Origin of the sequence: Bacillus sp. AF23 (assembly GCF_020861455.1) — a bacterium.
GTDB classification, from domain to species: Bacteria; Bacillota; Bacilli; order Bacillales; family Bacillaceae; genus Bacillus; species Bacillus halotolerans.
Genome location: NZ_JAJHVY010000036.1, coordinates 114152 through 130409, shown reverse-complemented (window position 1 = coordinate 130409; position 16258 = coordinate 114152). Strand labels below are relative to the sequence as shown.

The following is a 16258-nucleotide window of genomic DNA, read 5'->3' as shown; positions in this document are numbered from 1 at the left end:
CCATCCCCTTACTACATGAGCTCCGATATATGTAAGATTTTTGATGAATTGCAGCAAATCGCGGCACGTGACTGCTGAGATGCTGTCCAGCAAGTCTTCTTTTTTGCAAGAGAAACGGCGCAGGATTCCCATATAGGCTAAGAGTCCTTCAGGAGAATCAAATTGCAGCAGGATTTCATTGATTAAAAATTGTTGTGCCTTTTTTAATTCCGGTTCATCCGCGTGGAAACGCGATACAGCTTCCAAAACTCTTGGAGGAATCTCGTTTTCATGAAGCTGGTCGGTGCATACGGAAACAAGCAGCATATTGCTCATGATGTCATAGCGGGTGATCACATGATAAACGGCCAGATCTTTTTCGCGAAAATGCCGAAATAAAGCGGAATGGCCGTATTTGCCGAGCAATCCGTCTATCAGCTGCATGGCTAAATAATCGCGGACATCTTTCATGTCCCCGCAGTCAAAGCCAAGTGTCATAACGGACGGACCTGCTGTGCTGCGTGTCTCTGTTTCGAAAATATCCTGATTCACGGGTTTTCTTACAGCAGACACGGCGGACGCCTGTGGGGCATGTCCCTGAACATCACATGACTGTATGTTTCCTAATATGTTCAGCTGTTTCTGCTGAGAAAATAAATCAGCGATAAATTCCGACGCATCCAGAAAACGTTTAGGATGCACAGCCATAAGCTTGTCTTTCCGGCCCAACATGGCAGTGCCGTACATCGGGTTTCCAAAGGCTTCCTCCGCCAGACGGGCTGCTGAATAGGAGAACGGGTCAGCGAATGTCTTTTCCATTTTCAGCAGCAGTTCGGCTTTTGCCTTTTCCGCTGCGCTGGCAGAAAGAGAAGCCGGAAAGGAGGACATGTCAACAAAGGTGTTCAGAACAGCATCTGTATGAAATCCCTCAGCATATAACGGATGAATCATGCGGGTCCCGTACGTTTTCAGCTGCCGATCAAAAAAGAGATTTGCTGAATACATGAAGCGGCGGCCGGCGGCATAGCCGAAAGTGTCGATGATGTTTTGCTTCTGGTGTGCAGCCGCGCCATAAAAATAGATCGTTTCTTCTTCAGGTTCCGCCGCGCTTTCGATCGGCTTCAGAAAGCTCGCGGCGATCGAGATGGTTGAAAATTGATCAGTCGTCAGCAGGTTAACTTCCAAGCCGTTCTCTTTTTCCGCTTGTATCAAAGAAACCACCATCCTGTTTTTGCAGTAAATAGACAATGATCAGCCCGGCAATCGGAATGACTGCCAAGGAAATAACAGTGCCTGTTAAAGTAGCTAAAAAAAGAGGAATACAAAATACATAGGAACGGTATTTAGAGAAACCGCTCCAGAGCTGCTGCTCCGTCTGCCAGCTGAAGGACGGCTTTTTTTCATCTGAAATTAACCGAATATAAGCCCCCGCCAGCAGCAATTCCATACACTGCAAAAAAGTCAAAAGTGAAATCGGCCGGCCGCTGATCAAGCCCATTATCATGGCAATCAAAATAAACCCGCCGGCCAATAAACCGGAATAAAAGCGATATTTCGCCCAAAGCATCGTTCTGCGTTTAATCGGAAGCGTGATCAGCAGTATCCGGTCATTTTTCTCAAGAGAATACAATAAAGCAATCGGTGAGCAGATCAGCAGGAGAGCGCTAATCACGATATAGACGACATGCTGATCGGCAATGCCGGTGTTCATCATCTGAAACGAAAAGAAGCCGCTGAATGCCCCCATCACAATATAATTTAACAGCATCGCTTTGGAGGAAATAAACCGGTTCCATTCTCTTTTATAAAACGAAAATTCTGATGTCCGCATAAAAGAATGCATTTTGCTCTGCTGCTGAGGCGCCTGCAAGAATGAAGGGAAGTCAATCACAATAGCCCAGAGCATATGAATCGCACATAGCGGGATCACGGCAGGCATCAAAGCCGCACTGAAGCACACGCAGGTGAATGCCGCCGCATGCAGCAGGAGTGCCGTTCTCCTTTTTTTGACGAAAAGATTGCTTAACAAAACGCCGAAAATAATCGAATAGACAGTAAAAAACGAAAATCTGCCGAGCCAATACAGGGTTTGTGCTCCTGACAGCGTTCCGTTTCCGAATAAGAACAGCGGTAATATGAAAAAAAACAGCGTCCTTCTCAAGCAAGTATCAACAAACAAAACCGCACTCTGAGCGAGCCAGAAGCTCCGGGAAGAGATCGGCAATAGACAGCTCAGCTTCATGTAAGATTCCTTCCATTGGGATGTAACAGAGAGAAACACCATGTACGCATTCATAAACAGAAGCGCAAGCGTGATGTATGTTTTTCCTAAGGTTGATTCATCAATGCCTGCCTGCCGGATCAGCCCGATTTCAAACAAGGCCAGAACGGCAAGCCCTGCGGTGATGCGAATGGCGTCTTTTTTTCCTTGGCGGCCGTAAAGCTGTTTGAACAGCAATGACAGAATCGGAAACAGGTTATTCATGGCCGATCACCTCAAAAAATTCACGCCGAAGATCAGTCTCCTCTCCAATCGGAATGACCTTCCGGATCTGTTTGTGATGAAGAATGGCCGCATAATCACAAAATCTCTGCACCACATCGAGCAAATGGGAAGAAAACAAAATCGTTCCGCCTGCCTTGCAATACGCCTGCATTTTCTGATAAAAGACCTCTATTGACTCCACATCCAAGCCGACAAGCGGCTCATCCAAAATAAACAGGGGAGCCCCGAGCAATAGCCCGGTCATCAACACAACCTTTTGCCTGTTGCCGAGAGACAGCTCGGAAATTCTCCGGTTTGTGTATTGGGAAAAGTGAAATTCCTCTGCCAAACTGTTAAATTGCTGCTCTGAGAAATCTTTCTGATACAAAGAATGAACGAAAGAAACATAGTCCTTCGCCGTAATTTCTGTAAATAGAAGCGGATAATCGGCAGCAAAGTAGCGGCGGGTCTTCAGCTCATCTGATGTTTTCTGCGGCATGCCGGCATCCGCTTCAATGCCGCACAGCGTAAAGTGCCCGCTGAAATTGCGGTTTACCCCTGTCAGCGTATTGATCAGCGTTGTTTTTCCGGCGCCGTTTACCCCAAGCAGTCCGTAAACGGCGCCTTTTTCTAAATGTAAATCTACGTTTTCTAAGATGACGTTGTCTTGCTCATACCACACGGATACATCGTGTATATCCAAAATGCTCATCGTGAGTCAGCCTTCCGCGCGCGCATACCGAAAATAATGGCGATGGCGATAGAAATCAGCGTAAACAGATAATCGCTTTTTACGAAGTAGACGACCGCGCCGATGACAAAAATAAATGAAAGGATATACAGTAACATTTTTCTTTGTGCTGGTGACAAATTGTTTCCCTCCTAAATAAGCTGGACCACATCTTCTAATTGTTCATTTTTCGCCCAGGAGCAGATGTTTTTTCTGTGGTATTTGTTGGAGTTCAGCCCTTTTAAGTAACAGCCTCCGCAATAGCCGCTGAACGGGCATTTGTCTTTCATGCAATGCTCGCTGAACCGCGGCGCCTGCGCTTTCCACAATTTATGGACAAGAGGGGAGTCAAAGATGCTTTCATATGAATCATGAAATATATTTCCCAATGAAAATTCCTTCGGGAAGAGTGCGCACGGGCGTACTTCTCCGAACGGGCTGATCACAATTGATTTCCAGCCGGCGCCGCAGTTCGCCGCACGTTTTCTTTCATACGGAATGATCGGGATCAAATCTTTAAATTCATCAATGACATTTTGCTCGTACTCCATAAATTTGCGGTGCTGTTCGGCATCTTTCGTCGGATGGACAATATCTCTGCCTCTTCCGAAATCATCAACCCAATTGTAAGAGAACGCTTTCGCCCCGAGATCGCGCACCTTTTGGGCCATATCGTGGATTTCCCACATGTTTTTTTCGAAAACCGACATGGCGACTCTGACAAAAATACCATGATCACTCAACAATTTTATCGTTTTACAGGTTTGGGCAAAAGAGCCTTTCCTCCCTCTAAATGAATCATGCACTTCGGACTGTACGCTATCCAGTGATATGCCGACGATGATTTTTTGCTTATAGGCTTTTAACATCTCCAGGCTTTCTTTTCGCATCAGCGTTCCGTTGGTTAAGACGGCGACTTTTTTGAATTTCTTTAACACATATTCAAGAATCTCATTGGCGTTTGGATGGACGAAAATTTCGCCGCCTGTGATTTCACACGTTAAAACGCCGTTATCATACAGCATATCAGCCGTTTTCTTAAATTGATCAATGGATACGGTGCCGAGCGCTTCCGGCGAGCTTTCTAAATAGCAGTGGGCGCACTTTAAATTGCAGCGGTGCGTCAGCTCAAAGGTGGCATGCAGCGGCATCGGGAATTCATTGCTTCCGCTGGTGACGATTTTGTGAAAGCGGGCCCGGTTTTCAAGCTGAATGACCTGCTTGTTCAAAAGCATGCTGAGCATGTCATAGTACCAGTCCTTATGGTCTTCCGGCGACTCATCATACTTTGCGCATTGCTCTTCTAAAATCTGTTCAGCCGTTCTTTGACCGTCCATCAGCATACAAAGCTCGTAAGCCGTTTTGTTGAGATCTAAGTATTCAAAATCAGAGATCGAGACGTTATCACGCATGTAGTCAATTTCCAGCACACCGCCCTCAGGCAACTGGTGGACTCTTACACTTTCATTAATAAATGGAAACATCTGCTCTATAAACAAAATACCATCCCCTATACATATGATTCAAATATAAAAATCACTGTGTATGTATAACCAAGATGTAGATTTTAGTTAAAATTTGTATTTTAGTTAAAAAGGGCATAGTAATTTACTATGCCCTTTTCCGGAGAACCTTATCCCCAGAGACCGAATAGACCTGTTGCACCGGCAATTTCAAAATCAGGGATAGGACCGTCCACTAGACAAGCGGCTCCGATCGAGCATGTTGCACAACCTTTGTTTTCTACAATGACAGCTTTTTTCATAATTGAATCCTCCCTTTTTTTGTTTTTCTAGCAGATCTATGTTGTACTTTTATCTTAAAACTATCAAATTACTAATTCAATACATATATTTTGAAAAAATGTGAAAAGGAAATGATAGATTTCGGAAAAATGTAACATTTCCTAAAGGTAATTAGTGATATGATTTTCTCTTCTATATAAGGAAATGCTTTTTATGAGGTTTATCTTCAAATCTGATGAGCAATGATGGTAAGATAGAAGCAGTTGAAGTTTACAAACCGAATGATTATACTATTCAAGTCAAAGTGGAATGATGAAAAGGACGTGTCAGAATGAAGCAAGAGACACCGATAACACTCCATGTGAAGTCTGTGATCGAGGATGACGGAAACGAAGAAGTGATCGAATTCCGCACCACCGGATTTTACTATGTGAAACAGAATAAAGTGTATCTATCTTATTATGAAGAACACGACTTAGGCAAAGTGAAAACGATTGTAAAAGTAAGCGAAGGCGAAGTGCTTGTCATGAGATCAGGCGCTGTCAAAATGAACCAGCGTTTCGTGACTGGAGCTTCCACAATCGCCAAATATAAAATGTCATTTGGTGAGCTTGAGCTGAAAACGAGCACAAAATCGATTCAATCTGATCTCGGCGAAGAACAAGGCCGTATCAGTATCGCATATGATATGCATGTCGGAGACGAGCAGCAGCATTTACATAATATGACGATCACGTATGAGGGAGGAACTCACGCATGAACATTGCGGAACAGATGAAGGACGTGCTGAAAGAAGAAATCAAAGCAGCCGTTCTGAAAGCGGGACTGGCTGAAGAAAGCCAGATTCCAAATGTCATTTTAGAAACACCGAAGGATAAAACACACGGCGATTATTCAACAAATATGGCGATGCAGCTCGCGAGAATCGCGAAAAAAGCGCCGCGCCAAATCGCTGAGGAGATTGTCGCTTCTTTTGATAAAGGAAAGGCTTCTATTGAGAAGCTTGATATCGCCGGTCCTGGTTTTATCAATTTCTATATGAACAATCAATATTTAACGAAGCTGATCCCGTCTGTATTGGAAGCGGGAGACGCGTATGGAGAAACAAATATCGGAAACGGCGAACGCGTTCAAGTGGAATTCGTATCTGCAAATCCGACGGGCGACCTTCACTTAGGCCACGCGCGCGGTGCGGCTGTCGGCGATTCCTTGTGCAATGTGCTTGCAAAAGCGGGTTACGATGTGAGCCGCGAATACTACATTAACGATGCCGGAAACCAGATTAACAACCTGGCGCTTTCTGTGGAAGTCCGTTACTTTGAAGCGCTTGGACTGGAAAAACCGATGCCGGAGGACGGCTACCGCGGTGAGGATATCATTTCAATCGGAAAGCGTCTCGCTGAGGAATACGGCGACCGTTTCGTCAACGAAGAAGAAAGCGAACGCCTCGCATTTTTCCGTGAGTACGGTTTGAAATACGAGCTGGAGAAGCTTCGCGTAGACTTGGAAAACTTCCGCGTGCCGTTTGACGTGTGGTATTCTGAAACATCACTGTACCAAAACGGAAAAATCGATAAGGCGCTGGACGCGCTGCGTGAGAAAGGCCATGTCTATGAGGAAGACGGTGCGACTTGGTTCCGTTCCACAACGTTCGGTGATGACAAAGACCGCGTACTGATCAAAAAGGACGGCACATACACATACCTGCTTCCTGATATCGCCTACCATAAGGACAAGCTTGACCGCGGCTTTGATAAGCTGGTCAACGTATGGGGCGCCGACCACCACGGCTACATCCCGCGTATGAAAGCGGCAATCGAAGCACTTGGCTATGAAAAAGGAACGTTGGAAGTAGAAATCATTCAGCTCGTGCACCTTTACAAAAACGGCGAGAAAATGAAAATGAGCAAACGGACGGGGAAAGCGGTAACGATGCGCGACCTGATTGACGAAGTCGGCCTTGATGCCGTGCGTTATTTCTTCGCGATGCGCAGCGCTGATACGCATATGGATTTTGACTTGGATCTTGCTGTATCAACATCTAACGAAAACCCTGTATATTATGCGCAATACGCACATGCCCGCATTTGCAGCATGCTTCGCCAAGGGGAAGAGCAAGGACTTAAGCCGGCGGCAGATCTTGATTTCAGCCCTATTCAATCAGAAAAAGAATACGATCTGCTGAAAACAATCGGCGGTTTCCCAGAGGCAGTGGCGGAAGCGGCGGAAAAACGAATTCCTCACCGTGTGACGAACTATATTTATGACTTGGCTTCAGCTCTGCACAGCTTCTACAATGCGGAGAAAGTCATCGACCCTGAAAACGAAGAGAAAAGCCGTGCGCGCTTAGCTTTAATGAAAGCAACGCAAATCACGCTGAACAACGCGCTTCAATTGATCGGCGTATCGGCTCCTGAAAAAATGTAAACAAGCTGAAAGGACAAAGCCAGAGGGCTTTGTCCTTTTTTTGTTAAAAAATCGTGTGATATAGTTCACAATCTTCTTCGCCGAGTTTTTGTATGATAAGGCTGATTATTGAATCAGTGAAAGGGGCAAGCCGAATGATTAACCGTCAACACTTTCAATTATCGCTGCAGTCATTAAGCTTGGTGGCAGGGTTTATGGTTTGGGTGCTGATTTCGTCACTTATTTCCCAAATCACATTAGATATTCATTTGAGCAAAGGCGAAATCTCCCTGGTAACGGCCATACCCGTTATATTAGGATCGCTTCTCCGCATTCCGCTGGGGTATTTGACCAACAGGTTTGGCGCGCGGATCATTTTTATGATTAGCTTTATATTGCTTTTATTCCCTGTATTTTGGATCAGTATGGCAGATTCCCTGTTTGATTTAATCGCGGGCGGTTTTTTCTTAGGGATTGGGGGAGCCGTTTTTTCCATTGGGGTTACATCTCTTCCGAAGTACTATCCTAAAGAAAAACATGGCGTTGTAAACGGTATTTACGGTGCCGGGAATATCGGAACCGCGATCACTACATTTGCAGCTCCCGTGATTGCTCAAGCGGCGGGGTGGAAAAGTACGGTGCAAATGTATATGGTTCTGCTGGCTTTATTTGCTTTGCTGCACTTTTTCTTCGGTGACCGGCATGAGAAGAAAGTGAAGGTGTCCGTAAAGACTCAAATCAAAGCCGTTTACCGAAATCATGTGCTGTGGTTTCTGAGTCTCTTTTATTTTATTACGTTTGGCGCCTTTGTCGCTTTTACAATCTATCTGCCAAACTTTCTTGTTGAGCAGTTTGATCTGAGTCCTGCGGATGCCGGGCTGCGGACGGCAGGTTTTATTGCTGTATCCACGCTGCTCAGGCCGGCGGGCGGGTGGCTGGCTGATAAAGTGAGTCCGCTCCGCATCCTGATGTTTGTCTTTGCCGGCCTGACATTATCGGGCGTCATCCTGTCGTTTTCGCCGACGATCGGCATTTACGCCTTTGGGGCGTTAACGGTTGCGGTGTGCTCCGGAATTGGAAACGGGACGGTTTTTAAACTGGTTCCTTTCTATTTTTCTAAGCAGGCGGGAATCGCCAACGGAGTTGTGTCTGCCATGGGCGGATTAGGCGGCTTTTTCCCTCCGCTGATCCTGGCGAGTGTATTTCAGGCGACGGGACAATACGCCATCGGATTTATGGCGCTTTCGGAAGTCGCGTTAGCAAGCTTTGTCATTGTCATATGGATGTATTGGCAGGAAAGAATGAAAACACATACAGAGAGAAGCGGGCCCAGCGTAAACTGACGGGCCGCCGTCGATTGGGGAATTCACGAGATTGTAAGTTTTTTCTGAAAAGCGCAAATGATTTCACGTTACAATAGATACACAACGTGACTTTTCTTCGAGGTGAGCTCATGAATTTTCTCTCTGTTCGAACATCTGATAAGGATCTTATTTCCAGTGATCTTCATCAATTGCTGGAATCCATCAGTACAAAAAGAAAAATCGAAAAACACACATACCTGTTTCGAGAAGGAATGGATGCAGAAGAGCTTTATCTGATTCAGTCAGGACTCATTGAAATCGGGAAGCTGACGTCTGACGGCAAAGACCTGACGCTAAGAATCTGCCAAAAAAATGATATTGTCGGTGAATTAACACTTTTCACAGAAGAACCGAGATATATGCTCAGTGCAAAAGTGCTGGAGGATGGCGAAGTGCTCGTCATCAATAAAAGCAGACTTGAAAAGGAACTTATCCACAACGGTGCTTTGACATTTGAATTTATGAAATGGATGAGCACCCATTTGCGCAAAATTCAATCCAAAATCAGAGACCTTCTTCTTCATGGCAAAAAAGGGGCGCTCTACTCCACCCTCATCCGCTTGTCAAACAGCTATGGGGTGAACCGGAGTGACGGCATTCTCATTAACATTGCCCTGACAAACCAGGATCTGGCGAAATTTTGCGCGGCTGCAAGAGAGAGCGTCAACCGCATGCTGGGTGATCTCCGCAAACAAGGGGTTATTTCAATAGAGGATTCCGGAAAGATTGTACTGCATCAGCGGGACTATTTACGGTGTGAGATTGAGTGCGAAAATTGCCCGTTAGAGATTTGCAATATTGATTAAGAGGAAACAAGGACAGCAATGTGTCCTTGTTTTTATCTTGTTAGCCAAATACACATGATGGCGAAAAAGAAGCACGCATTGACGATTTCAAGAATGCCGATCGTTTGAATAGGCCACTTCTTTCCATGAAAAAACCATGCACGCAAACTGCTGGGGATAAAGGCGAGAACGGCCCAGCCCGCTCCAAAAGCTGCGGAAAGTAAGGGGAGGATCAGGTGATAGCCCCACGACCAGCAGGCAAATACTCTATTATTCTTCTCCCGGATCACCGACTTCACATAAAATGAACTTCCGATAAAAAACAAAGCAGATTGTGCGAAAATAAACCATGCCCAGCCGTCAAGAGTCTCCGTCCCCAGCCAGCAGCTGGCGAGTCCGCCTGTACAAAAGAATAAGACGCCCGCAAAATCATTCAGCAGCGCTCGTTCATTTTTTTGCCGGGCATAATACACATGAATGAGAAACAGCGGCAGCAAAGAAAAGGCAAGCCAGATAAAAGACGGCTTATGGATGACAGCGGCAAGCAAAAAGCTGCAGGCTGGAAAACTGTAAGAAAATATCCACTTTTGATAGGGGTTGATTTGTTTCTTTTTTAATGCCAGCGTAACAGGATAAACAGCTAAATAAAGAAAAAGCCAGCCTAAAAATAGGGGGATATGCCAAAGAATCGCTCCTCCCTTCACCATACCGAGGCAAAACGGAATCAGCAGCATGGCCCAAGCGCCGTGCTGCTTCGGAATAAGCGCCTTCATCGAAACACTCCTTTCTTGTTTCATTATAAAAGCAAAAATACCGCCAATAAGTGACATTCATCATATCATCTGTGAAATACATCACTGCTGTCATGGATCGGCCGGGCTACACTAAAGCTATCCTTAGCACAGGAGGCTTCCCTATGAATCAGTGTGACTATTTATTTTTTTTGAAACAACTTCCTATGTTTAATGAAGTGCCTCTATCCATTGTCGAAACATTGCTGAATAACGGGACGTTTATCCGCGGTTCATGTGATCAGGATCTATCTTTTCTCCATTCTCAATCCATTTATATTGTATTAAAAGGCAGTATTCGTTTTATTGACAGCAGGCTGCCTGAAGGGTCGCAAACCGTGGCGCTGTGGGAAAAAGGCGATGTGTTTCCCATTGATCAAAAAGGCGGGATGTTCTTATCTCCATTCATTTCAGTCCGAACGTCCGAAGACATTCTTATGCTCAATATCCCTTTTTACATATTAAAGAAAATCATGTCCTATTATCCGCAGCTGCAAATGAATTTTCTGGTGATGCTCCAGCAAAATGTCTTTTTCTCTTATGAGCTGTTTTTGCGATACATGCATAGATCTCAGGATGAAAACGCTGAGCCCGATTCCTAAAAGGAACCGGGTTTTTGATCTTTGAATGAAAGACGGCTAATGACTCAGGCGTCCTGCCTGAACGCCGCCTTCATCACATCCTGTGAAAGTCCATTCCTTCTTCCTCATGTGAACTTTCTGTGAAAAAAGGGGAGTGTGTGACATAGTTCACAAGGAAATACGCTTTCTCTGTTTATAGTGAACTTAGCATCACCTGACTCGGAAGGAGTGAACTCTCATGAAGAAAAAGAAATTGAGTCCGTTGTTTAGGAGATTGAACTATTTCTCTCCTATCGAACACCATTCAAATAAACATAGCCAAACCACCCGCGAAGATCGCGATTGGGAGAATGTATATAGAAACAGATGGCAGTACGATAAAGTTGTCCGCTCCACCCACGGAGTCAACTGCACGGGATCTTGCAGCTGGAATATTTATGTGAAAAACGGCATCGTCACGTGGGAAGGGCAAAATTTGAATTATCCTTCAACCGGCCCTGATATGCCTGACTTCGAGCCAAGGGGCTGTCCCCGCGGGGCAAGTTTTTCCTGGTATATCTACAGCCCGCTCCGTGTGAAATACCCATACGTGCGCGGTGTCCTGATCAATTTGTGGCGGGAAGCATTGCAGGCTCATCAAAACCCTTTGGAAGCATGGAAATCGATCGTTGAAAATCCGGATAAAGCGAAGTCCTATAAACAGGCGCGGGGAAAGGGCGGCTTTGTGCGCGCTGAATGGCCGGAGGTGCTGAAGCTGATTTCTGCTTCTCTGCTGTATACGGTTATAACATACGGCCCTGACCGGAATATCGGGTTTTCTCCGATTCCGGCTATGTCCATGATCAGCCATGCGTCAGGCTCGCGGTTTATGTCTTTGATTGGCGGCCCTATGCTCAGTTTCTATGATTGGTATGCGGATCTTCCCCCGGCATCACCGCAAATCTGGGGCGACCAGACAGACGTCCCGGAAAGCAGTGATTGGTACAACTCAGGCTATATCATCACATGGGGTTCCAATGTGCCGTTAACGAGGACGCCGGATGCGCATTTTTTGGCAGAAGCCCGCTATAAAGGCGCTAAGGTCATCTCAATCAGCCCCGATTTCGCGGAATCCTCTAAATTTGCAGATGACTGGCTGAGCATCCGCCAAGGAACAGACGGCGCGCTTGCGATGGCGATGGGGCATGTGATCCTGCAGGAGTTTTACGTTAATCAGAAGACGGAGCGTTTCATAGAGTACGCAAAGCAATACACGGATTTCCCGTTCTTTGTCACTCTAACTAAAGAGGATGGCGTGTATACGGCCGGGCGTTTTCTTCACGCAAAGGACATCGGGCGGCAGACGGAGCATGATCAGTGGAAGCCTGCGGTGTGGAATGAACGTACAAGCGCATTCGCGATCCCGCAAGGAACAATGGGCTCCCGCTGGGACGGCCAAAAGAAATGGAACCTGCACATGATAGATGAAGAAACAGGCGAATCGATTGAACCCCGGCTTTCGGTGCTCGGCATAGAGGACGAAATCGGCACGGTTCGAATCCCTTATTTCTCAAATGAGGGAAACAGAGTGCTAGAGCGAGATCTGCCTATAAAAAAACTGGCCCTGGACAATGAAGATGTCTATGTCACAACCGTATTTGACTTGATTTTGGCTAACTACGGCGTGAATCGGGGGATCGGGGAGAAATCAGCCTGCTCGTATGACGATCCTGAACCGTTTACGCCAGCCTGGCAGGAGCAGGTGACAGGGATCAAAAAAGAAGCCGTCATTAAGATAGCCAGAGAGTTTGCCCAAAATGCAATCGATACAGAGGGCCGATCCATGATTATCGTAGGGGCGGGGATCAACCACTGGTTCAACTCTGACACGATCTACCGGGCAGTATTAAATCTCGTATTACTGGTAGGCGCCCAAGGCGTAAACGGAGGAGGCTGGGCTCATTATGTAGGACAGGAAAAGCTCCGCCCTGCTGAAGGCTGGCAGACGATCGCCAACGCTAAGGATTGGGAGGGGGCGCCAAAGCTGCAAAACGGCACTTCCTTTTTCTATTTTGCGACTGACCAGTGGCGCTACGAGGATCAGCCGGTCAGTGACTTAGCATCTCCGATGGCGGCATCCTCCCGCTACAAGCATCACGCCGACTACAATGTGCTGGCGGCAAGACTCGGGTGGCTTCCGTCTTATCCGACATTTGATAAAAACGGAATTGACCTGTACAAAGAAGCTGAAAAAGCGGGGGCGAAGACAACAAAAGATGTTGCTGACTATGTGGCCCGCCAGCTTCAAGAGAAAAAACTGAAATTTGCCATTGAAGATCCTGACAATGAAGCGAATTTTCCGAGAAACCTGTTCGTGTGGAGAGCGAATCTGATCTCCAGTTCGGGAAAAGGGCATGAATATTTTCTCAAGCATCTCTTGGGAACGACGAACGGCTTGATGAATGACGACAGCGACAGCATCCGTCCTGAAGAAATCAAATGGCGCGAGCAGGCACCGGAAGGAAAGCTCGATTTGTTAATCAATCTCGATTTCCGAATGGCCGGTACCGCCTTGTATTCCGATATCGTGCTTCCGGCGGCGACATGGTATGAAAAACACGATCTCAGCAGCACTGATATGCATCCGTTTATCCACCCCTTTGCCCCGGCTATTTCGGCTCCTTGGGAATCGAAGTCAGACTGGGATATTTTCAAGGCTTTATCAAAAGCCGTCTCCGATCTCGCGGACGAAGTTGATATGAAGCCGGTAAAAGAAGCTGTCGCCGCACCGCTCCTCCATGACACCATGCAGGAAATGGCCCAGCCTCTCGGAAAAATTAAGGACTGGAGCAAAGGCGAATGCGAAGCCGTCCCGGGGAAAACGATGCCGAACATTCAAGTTGTTGAAAGGGACTACAAGCAAATCTTTCATAAAATGACTGCGCTCGGCCCAAACGCCGCCTTAAAACCAAGCGGAACAAAAGGCATGAGCTGGTCGATTGCCGATGAATACGAATCACTCAAAAAAAGGCTGGGAGAAGTCACCTCAGACAGTGTCGCAAAGGGATGTCCGAATATAAGCGAGGCCAAGCAGGCGGCAGAAGCCGTGTTAACCCTTTCGTCCACGTCGAATGGAAAAGTTGCCGTAAAAGCATGGGAATCGCTTGAAGACATCACAAATCTGAAGCTGAAAGATCTGGCTGAAGAGCGGGAGGAAGAATGCTTTACGTTCGAACAAATCACGGCTCAGCCCAAAACGGTGATCACATCTCCGGCATTTACAGGCTCGGAAAAAGGCGGGCGCAGGTATTCGCCGTTTACGACAAATGTGGAAAAATTAATCCCTTGGCGTACGCTGACAGGCAGACAATCCTATTATGTCGATCATGAGCTAATGATGGAGTTCGGGGAAACGATGGCGACCTTTAAACCGATCCTCCAGCATCGCCCTTTCTTAAGCAAACGGCCTGATCAAGAGGGCAAAGAAATCGTTCTCAATTATTTAACGCCGCATAACAAATGGTCCGTGCACAGCATGTATTTTGATTCTCTGCCGATGCTTACGCTATTTCGCGGCGGGCCGACAGTGTGGATGAATAAAGATGATGCAGAGGACACAGATATCCGAGACAACGATTGGATTGAATGCTTCAACCGAAATGGCGTTGTCGTCGCGAGAGCGGTTTTGTCTCATCGGATTCCTAAAGGAATGGCGTTTATGCACCATGCCCAAGACCGCCACATCAACGTGCCCGGCACAAAACTGACCAATAACCGCGGAGGCACCCATAACAGTCCGACAAGAATTCACGTCAAGCCGACACAGATGATCGGCGGCTATGCCCAGCTCAGCTACGGCTTTAACTACTATGGCCCTACGGGGAATCAGCGTGATCTGAATGTGGTCATCCGCAAGCTGAAGGAGGTCGATTGGCTTGAAGATTAAAGCGCAAATCGGAATGGTCATGAACTTAGATAAATGCATCGGCTGCCACACGTGCAGCGTCACCTGCAAAAACACATGGACAAACCGTTCCGGTGCCGAATATATGTATTTCAATAATGTAGAAACAAAGCCAGGTATCGGCTATCCGAAGCAATGGGAGGATCAGGACAAATATAAAGGCGGCTGGACCTTAAAAAAAGGAAAGCTCGAGCTGAAATCAGGCCCGAAAACCAACCGTCTTGCAAATCTTTTCTATAATCCGAATCAGCCAACCATTGATGATTACTACGAGCCTTGGAACTATGATTATGAAACGCTGACTAACAGTCCGCAGAAAAAACATCAGCCCGTAGCGCGGCCAAAATCGTCGCTGACGGGAGATTTCATGAATATTGAATGGGGGCCGAACTGGGAGGACGATCTGGCGGGCGGCCACATTACGGGACTTGAAGATCCGAACGTTCAAAAGATGGAGGAGTCTATCAAAACAGAATTCGATGAAGTCTTTATGATGTATCTTCCGCGCATCTGCGAGCACTGCATCAATCCGGCGTGCGTTTCATCCTGCCCGTCCGGCGCCATGTACAAACGCGAGGAAGACGGCATTGTGCTTGTGGATCAAAACGCGTGCCGTTCATGGAGATATTGCGTTTCATCCTGCCCTTATAAAAAAGTCTATTTTAACTGGCAAACGAACAAAGCGGAAAAATGCACACTCTGCTTTCCGCGTTTGGAGGCGGGACTGCCGACCATCTGTTCAGAGACATGTGTGGGGAGAATCCGTTATTTGGGCGTCATGCTGTATGACGCGGATAAGGTGGAGGAAGCGGCATCTGCAGAAAATGAAAAGGATCTCTATCATTCTCAATTAGAAGTGTTTCTTGATCCGAATGATCCCGAGGTTGCTAAACAAGCAAAGGAACAGGGCATCCCGACAGAATGGATAGAGGCTGCACAGCAATCGCCCATTTATAAGATGATCATCGACTGGAAAATCGCCCTGCCGCTTCATCCGGAGTATCGGACATTGCCGATGGTTTGGTACATTCCTCCTTTGAGTCCAATCATGAATCTCTTTGAAGGAGAGGGAAGCCGGCAAACAGCGGAAGACATTTTTCCGGCTATCGACCAAATGAGGATTCCGATTGACTATTTGGCGCAGCTATTAACGGCCGGTGATACAGATCATATTCGGTCGACATTAAAGAAAATGTCTGTCATGCGCCAGTATATGAGAGCGATCCAGACGAATAAATCCATCGATCCGGCACTGATCTCCAGTGTCGGCTTAACAGAACAGCAAATTGAAGACATGTATCGGCTGCTTGCGATCGCCAAATACGATGACCGATTTGTGATTCCGAGCAGCCACCGTGAAGACATTTCTGATTTATACGCTGAACAAGGGAGCTGCGGCTTATCATTTTCAGGCGGTCCCGGCTCTTGTATATAACCAAAGAAAAATGA

At 46.6% G+C, this 16258-nt stretch carries 13 protein-coding genes and 2 pseudogenes; 7 read left to right on the top strand and 8 right to left on the bottom strand.

Annotation, left to right across the window (positions count from 1 at the left end; genetic code table 11):
- Window positions 1–3: 3 nt before the first annotated feature.
- The 7 genes and pseudogenes from LNN34_RS19250 to sboA all read right to left on the bottom strand — a co-directional run.
- Window positions 4–1164 (bottom strand): annotated as a pseudogene (locus LNN34_RS19250) (insulinase family protein); the annotation flags it as partial.
- Window positions 1154–2464 (bottom strand): antibiotic biosynthesis protein AlbD, encoded by a 1311-nt coding sequence (locus LNN34_RS19245; RefSeq protein WP_069486783.1) that lies wholly within the window; start codon window positions 2462–2464, stop codon window positions 1154–1156. The pseudogene LNN34_RS19250 and the gene LNN34_RS19245, both read right to left, overlap by 11 nt.
- A complete protein-coding gene (locus tag LNN34_RS19240) occupies window positions 2457–3176 on the bottom strand; it encodes an ATP-binding cassette domain-containing protein (protein ID WP_229044203.1) in 720 nt (239 codons plus the stop codon). Before LNN34_RS19240 ends, LNN34_RS19245 begins: the two co-directional genes overlap by 8 nt.
- Window positions 3173–3334 carry an antilisterial bacteriocin subtilosin biosynthesis protein AlbB gene (gene albB, locus LNN34_RS19235; RefSeq protein WP_024123213.1) on the bottom strand — a complete coding sequence of 54 codons (162 nt, stop codon included), beginning with the start codon at window positions 3332–3334 and terminating at the stop codon, window positions 3173–3175. The genes LNN34_RS19240 and albB overlap by 4 nt, the downstream gene beginning before the upstream one ends.
- A 12-nt stretch (window positions 3335–3346) precedes the next feature.
- On the bottom strand, window positions 3347–4693 hold the full coding sequence (albA, locus tag LNN34_RS19230; protein ID WP_229044202.1) for a subtilosin maturase AlbA: 1347 nt from the start codon (window positions 4691–4693) through the stop codon (window positions 3347–3349).
- A gap of 37 nt (window positions 4694–4730) precedes the next feature.
- A pseudogene (locus LNN34_RS22140) lies at window positions 4731–4871 on the bottom strand (bacteriocin biosynthesis protein).
- A complete protein-coding gene (gene sboA, locus LNN34_RS19220; RefSeq protein ID WP_003222002.1) occupies window positions 4828–4959 on the bottom strand; it encodes a subtilosin A in 132 nt (43 codons plus the stop codon). Before sboA ends, LNN34_RS22140 begins: the two are co-directional and overlap by 44 nt.
- 311 nt (window positions 4960–5270) lie before the next feature.
- Here sboA and LNN34_RS19215 point away from each other — a divergent pair, with 311 nt between their 5' ends.
- From LNN34_RS19215 to LNN34_RS19200, 4 genes are all read left to right on the top strand, one after another.
- Window positions 5271–5699 carry a DUF1934 domain-containing protein gene (locus tag LNN34_RS19215; protein ID WP_229044201.1) on the top strand — a complete coding sequence of 143 codons (429 nt, stop codon included), beginning with the start codon at window positions 5271–5273 and terminating at the stop codon, window positions 5697–5699.
- Complete coding sequence (gene argS, locus LNN34_RS19210) at window positions 5696–7366, top strand: arginine--tRNA ligase (RefSeq protein WP_059353713.1); 1671 nt, start codon at window positions 5696–5698, stop codon at window positions 7364–7366. Before LNN34_RS19215 ends, argS begins: the two co-directional genes overlap by 4 nt.
- Before the next feature lie 134 nt (window positions 7367–7500).
- Window positions 7501–8688, top strand: a complete 1188-nt coding sequence (locus tag LNN34_RS19205; RefSeq protein WP_059335153.1) for a nitrate/nitrite transporter — start codon at window positions 7501–7503, stop codon at window positions 8686–8688.
- 110 nt (window positions 8689–8798) lie between these two features.
- The gene (locus LNN34_RS19200) at window positions 8799–9515 is read left to right on the top strand and encodes a Crp/Fnr family transcriptional regulator (RefSeq protein ID WP_044159797.1); all 717 of its coding nucleotides are present in this window, start codon (window positions 8799–8801) and stop codon (window positions 9513–9515) included.
- 32 nt (window positions 9516–9547) lie between these two features.
- On the opposite strand, the gene LNN34_RS19195 is transcribed toward LNN34_RS19200, so the two are convergent.
- A complete protein-coding gene (locus LNN34_RS19195; protein WP_229044199.1) occupies window positions 9548–10267 on the bottom strand; it encodes a YwiC-like family protein in 720 nt (239 codons plus the stop codon).
- A 143-nt stretch (window positions 10268–10410) separates the two neighbouring features.
- Here LNN34_RS19195 and LNN34_RS19190 point away from each other — a divergent pair, with 143 nt between their 5' ends.
- From LNN34_RS19190 to narH, 3 genes are all read left to right on the top strand, one after another.
- Window positions 10411–10887, top strand: a complete 477-nt coding sequence (locus tag LNN34_RS19190) for a Crp/Fnr family transcriptional regulator (protein WP_044159794.1) — start codon at window positions 10411–10413, stop codon at window positions 10885–10887.
- Between the two features lie 217 nt (window positions 10888–11104).
- Entirely contained in the window at window positions 11105–14791 is a 3687-nt protein-coding gene (locus LNN34_RS19185) for a nitrate reductase subunit alpha (RefSeq protein ID WP_229044197.1), read from the top strand.
- Window positions 14781–16244 carry a nitrate reductase subunit beta gene (gene narH, locus LNN34_RS19180; protein ID WP_044159791.1) on the top strand — a complete coding sequence of 488 codons (1464 nt, stop codon included), beginning with the start codon at window positions 14781–14783 and terminating at the stop codon, window positions 16242–16244. Before LNN34_RS19185 ends, narH begins: the two co-directional genes overlap by 11 nt.
- Window positions 16245–16258: the final 14 nt, after the last annotated feature.